The organism is Bacillus sp. RO1 (assembly GCF_012524115.1).
GTDB lineage: Bacteria > Bacillota > Bacilli > Bacillales > Bacillaceae_I > Sutcliffiella_A.
Genome location: NZ_JAAZWB010000089.1, coordinates 38,878 through 56,485 on the forward strand (window position 1 = coordinate 38,878; position 17,608 = coordinate 56,485).

Below are 17,608 nucleotides of genomic sequence, written 5' to 3' on the forward strand. Positions count from 1 at the left end.
TTGTGCATGGAAACTTTAATTGATAATAGTTATCATTGAGAATGAATTTCATCAAGAGATTCATTCTTTTTTAATCAGAAATGATAATCATTATCATTAAAGTGGTAAAAAATTAGAAAGGGTGGCATTATGCATAATTCAACTAAAAAAATTGCAGAAAAGGCCTCCTACGAAGCCTTCATGAATTGTTATATTCGTGAGGTTGGAGATGAGAACTGGGTAAAGAAAAACGACTTGCTTAAGCTGTTTAAACTGCCTTACATAGTCAATAGTGAGGAAGCTTTGGAACTGGTGCTTCCTTTACAACATATAAGATTGCTAATTGAAGTCAATTATCGTTCCTTAGTAGGTAAACACAAACTAGGGAGAGTCTACAAATTCGATGATAAGGAATTAGAATGGAAGGAAGAAGAACCTTTAAATTGTATGATTTCATGCATTCAAGAATTGAACCTGCAAGCTAAAAACAATAATTGCCATGAGATGACATCTCATTATGATGAACTTATTTTACGGTTGATTGATAGCTATCATACCATTTGTACATATATGGAAAAATCAGATTTAAAAAATGATGATAAAAAAGTAGAAGATTACAGCTTTTTAGAATCAGAGCAATCGATATTATTTGGTCATTGGTTGCATCCAACCCCAAAAAGTAGACAAGGGATGGCCTCTTGGCAGCATGATCTATATGCTCCCGAACTAAAAGGAACTTTTCAGTTACATTATTTTGAAGTAGATCAATCGATTTTGAAAGAAAACTTCTATGCTGAAGAAGATTCCTCGTTAATAAAGAATGAGATTCTGAAAATGACAAGGGAAGGTAAATACCTTTTACCCATGCACCCATTACAATCTCAGTGGCTTCTGCAACAGGACTATGTACAAAAAGCAATGCAGGCTAACCTATTGAAATATATAGGCCCTATGGGAGACACGTTCAGTGCCACTTCTTCTTTAAGAACAGTTTACAACGAAAAAGATAACTGGATGTACAAGTTCTCCATCCCTGTAAAAGTGACAAATTCCATGAGAGTAAACAAAGTGCATGAGCTCGAAGCTGGAGTTGTCATGGCGGAATTATTCAATAGGATAGACTTTTTACAAAAGCATAGGTGTTTCCGAGTATTAAATGATCCGATTTCCTTGTCTCTAAACCTTCCCGGGAAAATAGAAAATGGTTTTGAAGTTATTCTTCGGTCAAATCCATTTAAAGATGGTGAAGGAAAAGGGGTTCATTCCATTGCAGCATTGGTGCAAGATCCACTCCCTGGAGAAGCATCATTAATGAAAAAATTGATTCATAGCATTTCCCGCACTTATCAACTAAACCCAGAAGAAGCAAGTTTTCAATGGTTTCAAAAATATTGGCACTGTTCGGTCGAGCCAATGATTTCTTTGTATGATGAATTTGGATTGGCATTAGAGGCACACCAGCAAAATAGTTTGGTGGATGTATCAGACGGGTTTCCTACACATTATTACTTTAGAGATAATCAAGGCTATTATTTATCAAATTCAAAGAGAGAAAAGCTAGTGAGAATGGTTGTTAATTTGAAGAACACACCTGAACTATTCTTCGACGAAGAAATGATCCAACATCGTTTTACCTATTATCTTTTTATTAACCATATCTTTTCCATCATATACAGAATGGGAGAGGATGGCTTGATTGCAGAAGAAAAATTAGTCCATTGGATGATGAAAGAATTGAATAATCTTAAAGAGAGATTGTCTGGGGAAGGAAAAAGATTTGTCCATTTTATATTGAATAACAAGGTACTTCCGTGCAAAGCAAACCTTTTGACACGTTTTCATGATGTGGACGAACTTTTGACTGATTTAGAACAGGCAGTCTATACTTCCATGCCAAATCCATTTTACTTGATGCTTTCCATGGAAAAAAAGGAGAAACATTATGCCACAGCAAGTAGCGTCTAATACGGAAAAAAGGGTAATAAAGCAGTTGTTAGAGGCGATAGTTTTTGAAAAGTTACTCCCTTTTGAAATGTTGGAGGAAGGTTTTAAAACTCATATCATCATATTTGGTAATAATTTTCGTATTCACTCAGAAGCGACACGCTCTTCTTTTGGAAGAATTCGACTACATGAATCCACTATTAAAATTACAGACCAACAAGGCCATCAAATACCTGAACCAATAAGGGAGATTGTCTCACAGCTTTCAAATGATCATAAAATACAAGATAGCTTGATAGAGGAGTTACACCAAACCATTTTGCTTGGTGACTGGAATGAGCAAAATCTTGAGCAACCATGTAGGCGTGATCTTTCCTATGAAGAAATGGAGTCAGCAATCATGGAAGGGCACCCCTACCATCCTTGTTTTAAGGCAAGGACTGGTTTTAATACATACGATCATGAAATGTATGGTCCAGAGGCGAGGCAATCTTTTCAGCTATTCTGGGTTGCAATCAAACGGGAATATGTGAACGCCTCTCTTCCAAACTCTGAAGAAGCATTCTTACAAAATGAAGTTGGTGAAAGAACTTATTCCTTACTCCTTGATCGTCTGAACATGGCAGGAGGTACAATCAAAAATTACTCACTGTTTCCTGTACATCCTTGGCAATGGGAGAACAAGATTCTGCAAGAAGTAAAATTTCTAGGACCAGATGATATTATCCCACTTGGATCTGCTGGTGATTTTTATCGAGCGACCCAATCTGTTAGAACATTGTGGAATGAGACACATCCTGAAAAGGCACATATTAAATTACCAATAAACATGGTAAACACTTCTTCTCTAAGACTGATAGAACCTCACTCAGTATGTACAGCTCCGGCACTTTCAAACTGGGTGGCAAATTTGATAGAGTCTGATGACTATCTAACAGAGAGTCTTACTATTTTGGCTGAATATGCCGGTATGGTGGCTATGGAGGAATTTCCGAACCTTTCCGGTCACCTGGCAGCTATCTGGAGGATCAGTCCAACTAGTTCCGTTATGGGCCTGGAAAGCGCCGTACCAATGAATGCAATGTCATTACTAGAAAAAGACGGGAAGCCCTTCATCCTTCCTTGGCTTGAGCGTTACGGTATGAAGAAATGGGTGGAGCAATTTGTAAAAGTTACGGTTGTCCCAGTATGGCACTTGCTTGTATCAGAGGGAGTGGCACTAGAAGCACATGCTCAGAATATGATTCTTGTTCATGAAAATGGCTGGCCGAAAAGAGTGATTTTGCGGGATTTCCATGAAAGCTTGGAATATGTGAATGAATTCCTGAAACAGCCTGAGTTGACTCCTAATTTTTCAGAACTACATCCATGCTACCTACATGCACCGAATGATGAGTATTATTGGATGTCCTCGGTAGAAGGTTTACGGGAATTGATTATGGATACTTTATTTGTTTTTCACTTAAGTGAACTATCCTTTCTACTAAGTCATCACATGGATTTTGCAGAAGAGGATTTCTGGAAAGAAGTTAGAGATGCAATACAAACGCATTTTTTACATCACCCTCGATTACAGGAAAGAAATAAACAACTTGGAGCAGACAAAGAAGAAATCTTTACGGAATCTCTTTTTACTAGAAAAGTTGGAATGGATAAAAGGGAATATCGTCATCCTGTTTACAACAGCTTAATTAATGAAGGGAAGTTATTATAGATGTTCTTTATTAACGACCAGTATTATTCAAAGAATGACCTTATCAAACAATTTGAACACTTTGATCAAATGAATGTGCTGCATGATTGCAGTAAAAAAAGAATCGCAGTGTGTACAAAAAACGCATTTGAGGGCTTGGCACTTTGTTTATATATGAAAGAAAAAGGCGGCTCCGTTGTACCAATTCATGCTTCTACCCCAAGAGATGCGGCAATACGCATTGCACACAAAAGCTCTAGTCATATTTTAATGTATGATACGTTTCAAGCTCCTATTTTAATGATAAATGACAGGGAAGAAAAGCAGGGTGTACTTGTCCAAATGAGCTCTGGCACAACTGGTGAACCAAAATGTTTGGAACGTCCATGGGAAGACATTGAGGAAGAGATAAAAAACTATAATGAGAGTTTGCCAGTGGATATAGGGACTGTACCCATCATTGCATGCCCTATCTCCCATTCCTACGGCTTTATCAGTGGGGTGCTTACTGCTTTAGAGCGAGATATAGCTCCTATCATTCTTAGTAACCTCAACCCCAAATATGTTTTAAAGAAATTAGTGGAAACGCCAAACCATATTTTATATGCTTCACCTGCATTTTTACATACGTTAACCAAGCTCTCACCTCAAGATTTTTCCTTTAAATATGTCATGACATCCGGCATGTTGATGTCTGCTGTTTGTCTAGACGACTTGAAAAGAAGATCCAATCGAGTTTTGCAACAGTATGGGTGTTCAGAAGCCGGGTGCATTGCCATTAATCCTGATGTACAGAGTCCAAGTGAAATGGGATTTCCGCTGGGACATTTTAAAGTTATAGCAGGAAAAGGTAAGGACCATCCCCAAGAGGTGATATTGCAAGGGAGTTCAAAATCTATCCATACGAATGATATAGGTTATTTTAGCGAAGTAGGGTCTTTATGCCTCCTTGGAAGAATGGATGACATGATTAACGTAGCGGGACTTAACGTGTATCCACAAGAGGTAGAAGAAATAATTCTGAAGGAACCAAACATCGAAGAAGTGATTGCCTATAAAAAACCAGATGCATTTGCAGGTGAGAGAGTATGTGTTCAATTTGTGGCTTCATCGTTTGTGGAAGAGTCCCAGTTAAGGGACTGGTGCGTGAGGCAAATGGCCCCACATCAAGTTCCTGTTGAATTTACTCAGGTGGAAAAAATTCCAACACTGCCAAATGGAAAGATTAGCAGAAAGCTAGTAGGAGAGATGATGGGATGAAAGAGTGTTTAAGCAGAGAAGAGCTTTATCAAGCTATTTACAATATTTTGAAGCATAAGCTAACTATACCAACATGGAAATCATTTAAAGAGAGCGCAAGATTAAATGAGGATCTCTATATGGATTCCATTATGATATTACAACTTATTTTACATGTAGAGTTAGATCTGGGATTGAGCATTCCAGACGACATGCTTGTGCCCAAAGACTTCCATACCGTTGAATCATTATTGAATTTTTTGGAGGAATTGAGTTCCGAGAAGTCCCAAGAAAAGGAGGGGCAAGTATGATAAAAGTTCATTGCTTTGTAAGCTGTGTATGTGAAGTAATTAAAAAAACGGAAGGCTTGGACCATCGCCCCTTTTACTTTGGTGTATGGGATGCAGATTTTGATGTTACACAGGATGGCACCTTAAGCTACCATTCTGAAAATATCGATCACGACTTTTTTAAAACGTGGTATGAATTGCTGTATGGTATAAAAATTCATAAATGGTATGACGAGACAAAGTCAAAATTTACTAATATGAAGACTTTGCTCGAATTGATGAAAAATAAGCCAAACTACCGCTCCATTATGGTGATGCTCGACCTTTCCATGCTTCCTGAACGTGAAAATAAGTTTCATCAAAGTCCATTCCCACATTATGTCATGTTAGAGGAAACAGAGGATCCAGATGAATGGTTTATGTTTGATCCTGATTTTAGGTGGGAAGGTAGATTGTCTAAACAAAAAATAATAGATGCTATTATGGCTCCTGCAGTAAAGGGCGGGTATTACTTTGATGCGGAGCATATTAATCCGACTAGCCCTGAAACTATAGAGGCTTATTTTCAAACATGTATGAAATTGAATGAAAATCCCATGTCAGAAGCAATCCGCCAAATAGTAGACTTATTTTCAAAAGGCTCTGAAAAGGATAGAAGAACTGGACTATCGGATGCCCTTAAGCAAATTCCTGTCTTGGCAATCAGAAAATATGCCTATGAACATGCCTTCGCATTCTTCTGGGAGGCTAACGGTTACACAGAGGAATGGTTTGAAGAGTGGTGCGATGAAATAGAAAAGCTTGTAAAAGGGTTTACAACCATACATTATCGTGCAATGAAATATGCGATGACTGGTGATGTAAACATGTTAAAAGATATCCATATGAAAATAACCGAACAAGAAAAACTGGAATATTCAATTAAGGGCGGCCTTAAAGATTGTTTTGATGCCTGGATGATTATGAATCAATCCAAAGTACTAGCATGAAGGAGGTAATGTATATGAATTTATCTTTATGTACCATCTCATTTCGACACCATCTCCATTCTATGAAAGAGATAGCAGAATGGGCACAGTCAAATTATTTTCAAGGTATAGAAATTTGGGGCATTCATGCTAAGAATTTGAAAGATGACCCTTACTATCATAGTGATTGGTTGGCATCGTACAACCTATATACAAGTATGTTAAGCGACTATCTTCCTCTTCACTTGTCAGATAAGGAACTTCTTTGTGCGACAATGGAATTGAGCGAGCTTGGGCACCGTTGGGGAACACATAAATTAAGGACGTTTGCCGGGCAGCGTGCGAGTGCCTCGATGAATACACAAGAGCGTAAATCAATAGTTGAGAAATTAAAAATGATTTGTCAGGAGCTAGAAAGAGAAAATCAATTTCTCCTTTTAGAAACCCATCCAAATACCCTGACCGACACGGTACCATCTACTTTAAAACTATTGGAGGAAGTGAATCATCCTGCTTTAAAAATTAACTTTGATGTATTACATATATGGGAATCAGGAGCGGATCCAATAGAAGCTTTATTAAAACTTAAACCATTTATTGAGCACTTTCATTTTAAAAATATATCATCTAAAAGCAAACTTGATGTATTTAATCCGCACAATGTATATGCCGCAGCAGGCTCAAGGGAAGGGATGACTCCTCTATTTGAAGGAATCCTTGATTATGAGGAATTTATAAAAACCGCTTCCTGCATGACAGAAATTGATGCGTCTCTAGAATGGTTTGGTGGCAATGTAAAAGAGGTGCTAGAGAAAGATGCAAAAAGAATCCTTTATTTAACAAAAGAGGTCAATAGATTGTATGTTAGTTAAACAATTTATTAACTCTACATTTACACTTGATACCGTTAAGTAATGAATTTTAGCACTTATTTCACTTGCGCTATTATAGAAGACTATATTTATTTTCCGACGAATCGTAAATTAGTAGAAAATACCCTTATTTTTGTAAAATAGCTTTAATAGAATCTTCATTCCTCCTTTACTTTTACTTGTTAACCTGAGCAGGTAGCAAAAATGCTGAGGGAGGAAAAGTCATGTTCAAAAAAGTCGCAAGTGTTGCAGTCGCAGCAGGATTAGTATTTTCAGGTGTACAAGTAAGTGTGGGAATGGATAAAGCGGAAGCAAAAAAAGAGGCTGTCAACATAGAACAAAAACAGGGGAAAGTCAAAAATGTGATTTATATGATTCCAGATGGATACAATGCCGGTTATGCAACAAACTACCGATGGTATAAAGGTGAGGAATCTTCTTTTGATCCACATGTAAAAGGATTGATCAAAACGCATTCAGCAGACACCGAAGTAACAGATTCTGCAGCAGCAGGTACCGCAATGGCTACTGGAGTAAAGACCAATAATGGCATGGTTGGCGTGACTCCTGATGGAAAAGAAGTAGATTCCATTTTAGATGCGGCAGAAGCATCCAAGAAATCTACCGGACTAGTAGCAACATCCACTATTACACATGCAACTCCTGCAGTATTTGGAGCTAGTGTCGCATCACGTTCGGATGAATCATCCATTGCCCCACAATACTTTGAAAACGGCGTTGATGTTATTCTTGGAGGGGGCAGAGACTATTTTCTAAGTAAAGAAAATGGAGGAAAGCAGCCTGAGGTCGATTTGATTGAGCAAGCAAAAAAAAATGGCTATCAATATGCTTCAAATAAAGAAGAGTTAAAAAATGCAGAAGGCGATAAGTTGCTAGGTTTGTTTGCAACTGCAGCCATGTCTCCTGAGATGCACCGTGACGAGACGGACGAACCTAGCCTGGCTGAAATGACCAACACAGCAATTGATACGTTGAGCAAAAATAAACAAGGGTTCTTTTTAATGGTAGAAGGTTCTCAAATTGATTGGGCAGGACATGCTCATGACTCGGCATGGGCCATGACTGATTCCGAAGCATTTGACAAAGCTGTGGAAGCGGCTCTAGAATTTGCAGAAAAAGATGGAAATACATTAGTTGTTGTAGCAGGTGATCATGAAACAGGTGGAATGTCCGTTGGTTCAAACGGTGAATATGACTTGAAAATGGATGTCCTGGATAGCGTAACAGCAACAGGTGACAAAATGGCAAGCGAACTTAATAAAGATAAAAGCAATATTAAAGAAGTGGTAAAGAAATATACTTCCTTGGATATAACAGAAGATGAAATAGAGAGAATCAAAAAGGCAGAAAAGCCTTCCATTGCAATTAATGAAGTAGTAAGTGACCGTGCTCTTATCGGATGGACAACTACGGCACATACAGGAACAGACCTACCGGTTTATGCCTATGGACCACAATCAGATAAATTTAGCGGATTATTGGACAACACCGATCTTCCTAAAATAATGGCGGAAGCGATGAAAATTAAGTTTAATAGATAACTTGCAAACCCTTTTCTTGTATAAGAAAGGGTTTTTTTTCTGAAGAAAATTGAGCACGGATAAAAAATCCTGTACACTAATAAAACAATCAAAATAGAAAAGGTGCTATTTAATAATGAAAAATATCGTAATTATAGGGGCTGGAATACTCGGGGCCTCTGCCGCCTATCATTTAGCTAAATCAGGTGAGAATGTAACGGTTATCGACCGTCAAGATAAAGGTCAGGCAACAGATGCCGCAGCAGGAATCATCTGTCCTTGGATATCGCAGCGTCGTAATAAAGCCTGGTATAACATGGTCAAAAACGGTGCTAGGTATTATCCAGCTATAATTGATCAGCTAGAAAAAGATGGAGAAACAGAAACGGGATATAACCGTGTTGGGGCAATTAACTTACATAATGATAAAGAAAAACTTCAGAAGATGGCGGAAAGAGCCATTAAAAGAAGAGATGAAGCTCCTGAAATTGGCGAGGTGACAATCTTAAGTCCTGAACAAACAAAAGAGCTTTTCCCCGTGTTGTCAGATGAGTTCGGTTCTGTCCATATTACCGGTGGGGCAAAGGTAAATGGCCGTGCCCTGCGCAATGCGCTCATAAGTGCCGCCAAGAAACATGGAGCAACTTTCCTTGATGGTGATGCAAATCTTGATGTCCAGGGTAATCAAGTTAAAGGAGTAATCTTGGGTGACGAGAGAGTAGAGGCAGATCTATTTATCGTAACAGGTGGAGCTTGGTCACAGAAAATATTTGAAGAGTTAGGTATGATTTTTGATGTAGTCCCTCAAAAAGCCCAGATTGTTCACTTGGAAATTGACAATGAACAAACCCAAGATTGGCCTGTTGTTATGCCACCGAATAATCAGTATATCCTTAGCTTTGAAAACGGCCGGATTGTGGTTGGGGCAACACATGAAGACAATGCAGGTTTTGATACAAGGGTTACTGCAGGTGGCATGAATGAGATCTTAAGTAAGGCATTGGAAATGGCACCAGGTTTATCAAAGGGGACAATATTGGAAACTAGAGTGGGATTTCGCCCGTTTACACCAGGTTTTCTTCCGGTAATAGGCAAGCTTCCAAATCATGATAATGTTTTAATTGCCAATGGTCTCGGAGCATCAGGTTTAACAAGCGGACCTTTTTTAGGAGCCGAATTAGCTAGGCTAGCTATGGGACAACAAACGGTTCTTGATATCAGTAACTATGATGTAGCAGGAGCCATTAAATCTATTGTTTAAAAACAATTATAGCTATTATCGATTCGTTGTGTTACCATGTATCTCTACTGAAAAGAGGACGTGAACTACAATGATAAAAATAACTATACCTAATCCTAGTGTCTCCATTACGGAACGCCAGCAGATTCGCACAAATGATGAACCAATTATTACACCAATCAATGGCTTTATTGATTTTCATAAAATCCCACGAGATCAAGGCGGGATCTTTATGTTCTTTAATATCAATGAAGATTTGTTGTTTGTCGGAAAAGCGAGAAAGCTTCGCCAACGAATTAAAAAACACTTTGAGGACAATGTATCCCCAATTAAAAATCACCGCGATGAAGTATATCGTATAGACGTGTGTATCGTAGAAGACCCTATGGAAAGAGAAATTTATGAAACATACATCGCTAACACACTTCAAGCAAAGTATAATGTTGAAAAAGTTTTCAACAAACAATAATTCAAATTCAAAGGCCGTTCTCCCCACTGGAGAACGGTTTTTTATTTCTCCTAAATCTGCTCATTTTCATAATATATTTCTCTTAATATGATAGATTAATGGTAAAATAGTCGATATGACAACATTTGGAATAGTTTAAGGGAGGAAAAGGAATGAACAGTAATTTTAATAAACCAAAAGGGTTCGGAGAAATTCTAGATCAGACGTTTAAAATCAGTAAATACAAATTTAAGGATTTTTTCTTCATTTTATTACTTCTGGTTGGTCCCATTTACCTTCTGCAAGCAATTATTGAATTAGCGGCAGGGAAAAGCTTCATTAGACAAGAAGGTGGCGGGGGAGTTTGGTATGAAGAGATGATTAGGAATATTGAAATGACGGAAGAAGCCTCTTTATCTTCCAATCTTGCAGCTGACCTTGGAATATTATTTGTTTCATTATTGGTATTATTTACATATCCTGTTGCTCAAGCTGCAATCATCTTTGGCGTTAATCATATTTACCATAATCGAGAGTTTACAGTCAGTAAAATAGTCAAACAAGCATTTGGACGATTTTTTCCATTGATTGGTTCTTCTCTGTTATATGTACTTATTGCGTTTGGTATCATTTTTGGATTTACGATGGCAGGGATATTTACTTCGGTTCTTGTCTTCTCAATAGATGTGATTGCCGGAATCATTGTATCGATCCTAATGACTGTTAGTTTATTGCTAATCGGCGCATTTCTTCTTACAAGATGGAGTTTCTTCTTCGGCTCTGTAGTGTTGGATAAGAACGCTCCGGGGTTAACAAGAAGCTGGCGTTTATCTAAAGGTAGAACATTTAAGTTGATTGGTCTTTACATCATTTTCTTTCTGATAACTGCTTCAATAGGCGTAGCAATAGAATTATCGTTCTCAGCTTTCCTTGGTAACAGTGTACTTCTTGGGTTAATTGTTAGTTTTACCACTCTTTTTACAACACTCATTATGGCAGTAGGGTACGCTGTCATGTATCTGGATTTGAAAGTTCGTCATGATGCAGATGATTTGAGAGAGCTCATTGATGATTATCATATTGGATAAACCCCGACTCCTTTGGAAAAGGACAGGTGATAAATCGTGCTTAAAGAACCAAAAGCAAGAGAACAAATACAAGAAATCCTAGATCAACAGGAATATCAAGCATTTTATACTGATTCGAGAAATACCTTGCAAATTTGGTGGGATGAATTAAAAGCATGGCTAGCAGATTTGCTATCACGACTTTTCCCTTCCATGGAAAATACAAGCGGAACAGCAGGGAATATATTGATTTTGGTCATCATCCTTGTAATTGTAATTTTAACGGTTTGGATCATTGCTTACCTTGCAAGAAGTAAGCGAAATAGTCGTAAAAATGAAACGAAGCCTTTTCAATCAGGTGAGGAGTTAGAATGGTCTTTTCAACAACATGTGGCGGAGGCAAAGAAATACGAAGACATGGAAGACTATTCACTTGCTACTAGACATCTATTTCTGGGGTTATTACTAAACTTCCATGATCGGAATTGGCTCGTAGCAAAAATATGGAAAACAAATTGGGAGTATTATGATGAATTAAGAAGAGAACAGAGAAAACTAGCTGATTTTTTCTTTAATTTTGCCCATTTGTTCGACAGAGGAACTTATGGTAAACAAAAAATTGGAAAAGACGACTATTTATCTTACCGTGATACCGCATTAAAGTGGATATATGATACAGATCAAGATCTATAAAAGGAAGGAGGGTGGGACTTGAACGGAATTACCACAAAGAAAAAAGGATGGATATGGCTTGGAATTCTACTCGTTCTTTTTGCAATCTGCTCCTACTTTGTTCTATCTCAAAATCCTGAAGAATTCTCACCATATGACTCAGAATCTCCTTCACCTACGGGTTTGAAAGCCTTCTACACTTATCTGGAAAACGAAATAGGAATGGTGAATAGATGGGAACAATCCCCGAATTTGTTACCTGATAAAGAAAGACGACAGGTATTGTTGATGGTTGAACCATACTTTACTCCTGATACAAAAACGATGGAATCTTATATTGATTTCTTGGAAAAAGGGAACACCATCCTTTTATTTAAAAATAACCCAAAGGGATTTTTTGATATTCGCACGACCTTTGTTGAGTCGATGTTCCCTGAGCAAACCATCGATGATGCGGGCCAAACCAACTTTGTAGGGGATATTTATTCTCCTGTAAGGATAGAACCAGGAGGAGAAGATGAAATACTTCTTTCCGATCAGCTCGGTGATGTAGCTGTTAAGCGGAAGTATGGAGATGGAACACTCATCGTAGCTTTGACGCCTCATTGGCTAACAAACCAAGAAATTTTAAAAAAGGATCATCTCCCGCTTTTACTTAGCCTTATACAAGAAGAAGGGTTAAATAATGACACAATCATTCTCTTTGATGAGTACAACCACGGAGATATTGGCACATCTTCTATAGATGTCTACCAAGACTGGTTTTTATTGTTACTCTTCCAGGGAATGCTAGTTGCGATTTTATTTCTTTGGAAGCAAGGTAAGAGATTCGGTCCTATATTACAGCCTCGTGAAGAAACAGTCAGGTATAGTGATGAAAGTCTTCGAGCTTTAGCTGCATGGTACTTAAAAGGAAATGCTTATCAGGATTCTCTGAGCAATCAGGCGGAATATGTAAAATATTTGCTACAAGAAAGATGGGGTATTCCATATAGCAGGGACTGGAAAGAGTGTGCTGTCTTCCTCCATAAGAAATGGAAAGCAAAAGAAGATGGGAAAATAGATTTATTTACTTATCAATTAACACAGGTGTTAGCAAAAAAGAAAATCACAAAACAAGAATATCTTGAATGGTCAAAACAATTAGATACCTTAAGGAAAGAGGTGGAAGAGGGATGAAAGTAGAATTAGCATCTCTTCTTGAGAAATATGAGGAAAGAATACTAGGTCAACATTTGAATTTGAAACTTTTACTTTCTTCCGTACTGGCAGGCGGCCACGTTTTATTAGAAGGGGTGCCGGGCACCGGGAAAACCCAAATGGTTCGAACTCTTGCCAGCCTGTTGGGCGGTAAATTCAATCGAATTCAATTTACCCCAGACCTTTTACCAAGTGATATTACAGGAAGTTCCATTTACAATATGAAAGAAGGCAACTTTGAAACATTGAAGGGACCTATTTTCAGTAACATTCTTCTTGCAGATGAGATTAATAGGACCCCTGCAAAAACGCAGGCTGCCCTCCTTGAGGCGATGGAAGAGAAACAGGTTACAATTCATGGCGAGACTTTTCCTTTGGCTGATGTGTTTTTTGTGGTAGCCACTCAAAATCCAATTGAATTTGAAGGAACATATCCGCTACCGGAAGCACAGCAAGACCGCTTTCTTTTCAAGCTACGTATTGATTTTCCTAGCCTGGAAGAAGAAACGGCAGTGCTGAAACAAGTACTGGAAAATAAATTTACTCAATCAGATACCAAGCCAGTATTAGATATGGAAACGTTTCTAAACATTAGAAAAGAGATTCAGCAAGTTACCCTAAGTGAAAGTATCCTAGAATATGTTATGCAAATTGTCCGTAACACTCGTGAGTCGGATGCTATCAGGTTCGGAGCGAGCACTCGTGCAGGTATTTCCATTGGAAAAGCAGCACAGGCATGGGCTTACTTGAGCAACCGTAACTATGTAACTCCTGATGATATTAAAATGGTGACAAAACCCGCGCTTCGTCACCGGATTCAATTATCTCCTCATACGGAATTGGAGGGAGCGACTGTTGAACAAATCATTGAAGAACTTGTGGGGTCGATTCCTGTTCCGAGATAAAGGGATTCTTCCAACTAGTAGACTAGTTCTCTTACTTTCTATACTTTCTATGACTTTTATTCTATTGAGTCTTTTTGTAAACGTTTCTTGGCCGATTATCTTCCTATTAAATGTATTTTTTATTCTTTTTAGTTTGGTGGATCTTGTATTTATACCAAATAAAAAAGCACTCAGTATGACGAGAATTATTCCTATCGAGATGGAAAGAGGAATTAGTTATCACGTTAACATAGTGGTAGAGAATCCAACAGAATATGATATGAGGGTTGAAATAAAAGATGGTATTCCTCAGTCCTTTTCTCGGCCGTTTCCTATTACCGGAATGGTAGAAAAAAACACTAAAAAACAATTTACCTATCACACCACTGCGCCTGTTAGAGGTGAGTATCTTGTTTCACATCTGTATTTACGATATCAAAGTAGGATTGGTCTTTGGCAAAAGCAAATGAACTTTGCAAAGAAAGATACGATAAAAGTCATTCCGGATATGACGGAAACTAAACAGTACTTGGAAAATGCCCAGAAATTTTTGATTCATGAAGGAGTAACCATTAGAAAGCAGAAAAGCGGCGTTGGGGAATTTTCTAAAATACGTTCTTACGGAGTGGGGGATGATCCAAGGAAAATAAACTGGCGCCAAACGGCTAAATTACAGGAAGTCATGACAAATGAGTATGAACCAGAGCACGGTAAATACATCACTATACTTATCGATTGTGGAAGAATGATGGGGGCAGAACTAAAAAAGGGAAACCGTTTGGAGCGGTCATTAGAAGCAGCCATGACGGTTGCTGCAGCAGCATTGCAAAAAGGAGATTATGTCGCGGTACTTGCTTTTTCTAAAAAGGTAAAGGCATATATCCCGCCTGCAAAAGGGTTGCCTCATTTGCAAACAATCCTGAAGACCATTTATAACATTCAGGTTGATGCAGCAGAATCCAATTATGCAGAAGTATTTCAATATTTACAGCTTGTTCAAAAGAAGCGAAGCCTTATCCTTTTATTCAGTGATGTTAAAACATTTTTGCATGAGGAAAGTGCCTTGATTTACTTAAAGCGGGTAAGACAAAGGCATCTCTTTTTCATGATTGGGGTAGAAGACGAGATATTGAAGAAAAGAGCAGGGGCTCCTGTTACCTCTTTAGAAGAGACGATGATCAAAGGTGTCGCACAGCAACAACTATTAACGAAGAAACGAGAAAAAGCCAAATGGGAAAAACAAGGCCTCCTGATGATGGAAGCCCGTGAAGAACGGCTTGCAACAACCGCTGTATCCCATTATATCGATACCATGAACAGAGGATTATTGTAACTGGGTTTTACGAAGCTTAAGACTACCTATAGTAACATAAAGTATTAATCCCATAACAGTCAGTCCAGCAACCAAATATTTGGCTTCCAACGATATGGCAGCAGGGGTAATGAATCCTTCAATTATCCCTGCTATGATAAACAACGGAATCGTTCCAAGTAACAATTGCAAAGATCGTTTAGCATTCCACTTCAACTGATAGCCTCGCGAATATTCACCAGGTACAAAAAGCTTGTACCCCATTAGTAAACCAGCGCCGCCGGCAATGAAAATCGCTGTCAGTTCAATCATCCCATGTGGAACAATATAAGCCCAAAACTCGTATGTTTTATCATAATGCCAAAACAGGGCAGAGATCGCGCCTACAATAATTCCATTGTAGATTAATACATAGACTGTCAACAATCCAAAGGTTATCCCGCCGGCAAATGCAAGGATGGCAACTTGAATATTATTGGTCAAAATACTTGCTGACATAACAGGGGCATCCACCCTTCCGTCACTGTCACCAAGTTTTTCAGGATCAAAGTTTTGTGCCATGTCTCCTGGTAGGATGGAGTACAAATAGAGTGGATCATACAGGACGGCAAAATAACTTCCAAGTCCCCCAATCGTAAAAAGAAGCAAAGCTACCAAGACAAACTTCCATTGTTCGAAAAGCAATCCAATAAACTTATGGCCCAAAAAGTCGCTTGCTTGCTTCCAACTCGTTATCTGATCTTTGTATAAAAGATTATGAGACTTGGATACAAGGCCATTCAGGTAAAATGTGACTTCTTCTTCTGGAAAATAAGTTTGACTATAAGATAAATGTTGTGCGGCCTTTTGGTAAAGACTGTGAAACCGCTCGAGGTTCTTTCCGGTAATATTCTTTCGCTTATGTAAATCAGATGCTAGTTTTTCTAGCTCCTTCCATTGGCCGCGGTGTTGTTTAATAAATTGTTTGACATTCATCTTTTACACCTCGTGTCTCATTTTCACCTATCTTCTATATTATAGTAATATTATAGATAAATAGAAACACCCTAAAGTAAAATTTATCCATAGAAAGTGGGAATCACCTTGAAGACTGAACAAGTGGATATTAAAACTCCCGAATATGTTTCTTTACAGTTTCACGCTGCAGGCTTAGGCAGCCGTGCAGCAGCCTTTATTCTTGATACAATCTTGTTGGTTATAATTAATATTTTAATTGTTATTGCACTAATTTTCGGATTGAATGCAAGTATATTTGAGTACGTTGAAACAGACATTCCGTCTTATATGTTTGCAGGAGTCCTTATATTAATGTTTTTACTAAATTGGGGCTATTATGTCGTGTTTGAGTACTTTACAGGTGGTCGAACATTAGGGAAAAAGATGGTTGGAATACGTGTCATTCAAGAAAATGGGCACAGCATCACCTTGCTTGCTAGCATCATTCGTAATTTCCTTCGAATCATCGATATTTTGCCAGCAAACTACCTTGTGGGGATGCTGATGATCTTTTTTCACTCCAAGCATAAGCGATTAGGGGATCTTGTTGCAGGTACCATTGTTGTGCATGAAAGAAGGGGAAAGAAGAAAAAGAAAGTTTCCAAGCTGGATAAACGTATTGCTGAAAAAGGACTTAGTTCGGAAGGCGGCCTTGTAGAAGAATGGGCGTTGAAGTCCCTTGGAGCTAAAGAGTGGAAGCTTTTGAAGACTTACGCAGAGCGATTGGAAACTTTAAATGCTGATGACCGCATCGTTATGACTCGAAAAATGGCTGATATCTTGTTTCCGAAATTAGGGCTAGACCCGTCTAGTAAGCATTATGATGAGTTAGAGGATATGCTGCTAGTACTGTATTTGCAGATGAAGGAAGAGTGGGAGTATGAGTTGTAGACGGGGGGCAGGATTTGCAATATAGGAGTGGCAATTGCATAGGAGATGGGAAATTAGCGGTTTAGATTTTGACCGGGGGCTTTTCCTTTTGGACTTGAGGGATGATGGTTTCCGGCTTTTCCTTTTGGACTTGAGGGATGATGGTTTCCGGCTTTGACTTTGGGGCGAGGAATAGCATGAGGCAGGTGGGCGGATTTTACCTATTATTGGGATTCGCCCGATTAATTGCTATTTTCGCCCGTAAAGTTGAATTATCGCCCGTAAATCCTAAAAATCGCCCGATTACTCTGATTATCGCCCGTATTTTTTAAAAATCGCCCGTAAATTGAAATTTTCGCCCGATTCCAAAAAACCACTCAATTTCGAGCGACA

General features: G+C 38.4%; 16 protein-coding genes. 15 read left to right on the forward strand and 1 reads right to left on the reverse strand.

The genetic code is table 11. The features are described 5' to 3' along the window. The first annotated feature begins 129 nt into the window (after positions 1 to 129). From HC179_RS18920 to HC179_RS18985, 14 genes are all read left to right on the forward strand, one after another. Complete coding sequence (locus tag HC179_RS18920; protein WP_168865758.1) at positions 130 to 1,944, forward strand: IucA/IucC family protein; 1,815 nt, start codon at positions 130 to 132, stop codon at positions 1,942 to 1,944. Then, positions 1,922 to 3,637: an IucA/IucC family protein gene (locus tag HC179_RS18925; protein WP_168865759.1), complete on the forward strand. Its 1,716-nt coding sequence runs from the start codon at positions 1,922 to 1,924 to the stop codon at positions 3,635 to 3,637. The genes HC179_RS18920 and HC179_RS18925 overlap by 23 nt, the downstream gene beginning before the upstream one ends. Further along, positions 3,638 to 4,876: an AMP-binding protein gene (locus HC179_RS18930; RefSeq protein ID WP_168865760.1), complete on the forward strand. Its 1,239-nt coding sequence runs from the start codon at positions 3,638 to 3,640 to the stop codon at positions 4,874 to 4,876. Continuing rightward, a complete protein-coding gene (gene asbD, locus HC179_RS18935) occupies positions 4,873 to 5,166 on the forward strand; it encodes a petrobactin biosynthesis protein AsbD (RefSeq protein WP_168865761.1) in 294 nt (97 codons plus the stop codon). The genes HC179_RS18930 and asbD overlap by 4 nt, the downstream gene beginning before the upstream one ends. Continuing rightward, the gene (locus HC179_RS18940; protein WP_168865762.1) at positions 5,163 to 6,134 is read left to right on the forward strand and encodes a DUF6005 family protein; all 972 of its coding nucleotides are present in this window, start codon (positions 5,163 to 5,165) and stop codon (positions 6,132 to 6,134) included. Before asbD ends, HC179_RS18940 begins: the two co-directional genes overlap by 4 nt. Positions 6,135 to 6,148: 14 nt before the next feature. Next, positions 6,149 to 6,985 carry a sugar phosphate isomerase/epimerase family protein gene (locus HC179_RS18945; RefSeq protein ID WP_168865763.1) on the forward strand — a complete coding sequence of 279 codons (837 nt, stop codon included), beginning with the start codon at positions 6,149 to 6,151 and terminating at the stop codon, positions 6,983 to 6,985. Between the two features lie 224 nt (positions 6,986 to 7,209). Then, positions 7,210 to 8,547, forward strand: a complete 1,338-nt coding sequence (locus HC179_RS18950; RefSeq protein ID WP_168865764.1) for an alkaline phosphatase — start codon at positions 7,210 to 7,212, stop codon at positions 8,545 to 8,547. 115 nt (positions 8,548 to 8,662) lie between these two features. Then, positions 8,663 to 9,787 (forward strand): NAD(P)/FAD-dependent oxidoreductase, encoded by a 1,125-nt coding sequence (locus tag HC179_RS18955; RefSeq protein WP_168865765.1) that lies wholly within the window; start codon positions 8,663 to 8,665, stop codon positions 9,785 to 9,787. A gap of 70 nt (positions 9,788 to 9,857) precedes the next feature. Beyond that, the gene (locus HC179_RS18960) at positions 9,858 to 10,235 is read left to right on the forward strand and encodes a nucleotide excision repair endonuclease (protein ID WP_168865766.1); all 378 of its coding nucleotides are present in this window, start codon (positions 9,858 to 9,860) and stop codon (positions 10,233 to 10,235) included. Between the two features lie 152 nt (positions 10,236 to 10,387). Beyond that, positions 10,388 to 11,302: a hypothetical protein gene (locus HC179_RS18965; RefSeq protein WP_168865767.1), complete on the forward strand. Its 915-nt coding sequence runs from the start codon at positions 10,388 to 10,390 to the stop codon at positions 11,300 to 11,302. A 36-nt stretch (positions 11,303 to 11,338) separates the two neighbouring features. Next, positions 11,339 to 11,974, forward strand: coding sequence for a DUF4129 domain-containing protein (locus HC179_RS18970; protein WP_168865768.1), 636 nt, complete (start codon positions 11,339 to 11,341; stop codon positions 11,972 to 11,974). A gap of 18 nt (positions 11,975 to 11,992) precedes the next feature. Beyond that, positions 11,993 to 13,132 (forward strand): DUF4350 domain-containing protein, encoded by a 1,140-nt coding sequence (locus HC179_RS18975; RefSeq protein WP_168865769.1) that lies wholly within the window; start codon positions 11,993 to 11,995, stop codon positions 13,130 to 13,132. Then, a complete protein-coding gene (locus HC179_RS18980) occupies positions 13,129 to 14,058 on the forward strand; it encodes an AAA family ATPase (protein ID WP_168865770.1) in 930 nt (309 codons plus the stop codon). Before HC179_RS18975 ends, HC179_RS18980 begins: the two co-directional genes overlap by 4 nt. Beyond that, positions 14,009 to 15,370 (forward strand): DUF58 domain-containing protein, encoded by a 1,362-nt coding sequence (locus HC179_RS18985; protein WP_168865771.1) that lies wholly within the window; start codon positions 14,009 to 14,011, stop codon positions 15,368 to 15,370. The genes HC179_RS18980 and HC179_RS18985 overlap by 50 nt, the downstream gene beginning before the upstream one ends. On the opposite strand, the gene HC179_RS18990 is transcribed toward HC179_RS18985, so the two are convergent. Then, on the reverse strand, positions 15,362 to 16,324 hold the full coding sequence (locus HC179_RS18990; RefSeq protein WP_168865772.1) for a stage II sporulation protein M: 963 nt from the start codon (positions 16,322 to 16,324) through the stop codon (positions 15,362 to 15,364). The two genes, HC179_RS18985 and HC179_RS18990, sit on opposite strands and share 9 nt — an antisense overlap. Before the next feature lie 108 nt (positions 16,325 to 16,432). On the opposite strand from HC179_RS18990, the gene HC179_RS18995 reads away from it, so the two are divergent. Next, positions 16,433 to 17,236 (forward strand): RDD family protein, encoded by an 804-nt coding sequence (locus HC179_RS18995; protein WP_168865773.1) that lies wholly within the window; start codon positions 16,433 to 16,435, stop codon positions 17,234 to 17,236. The last annotated feature ends 372 nt before the right edge of the window (positions 17,237 to 17,608 follow it).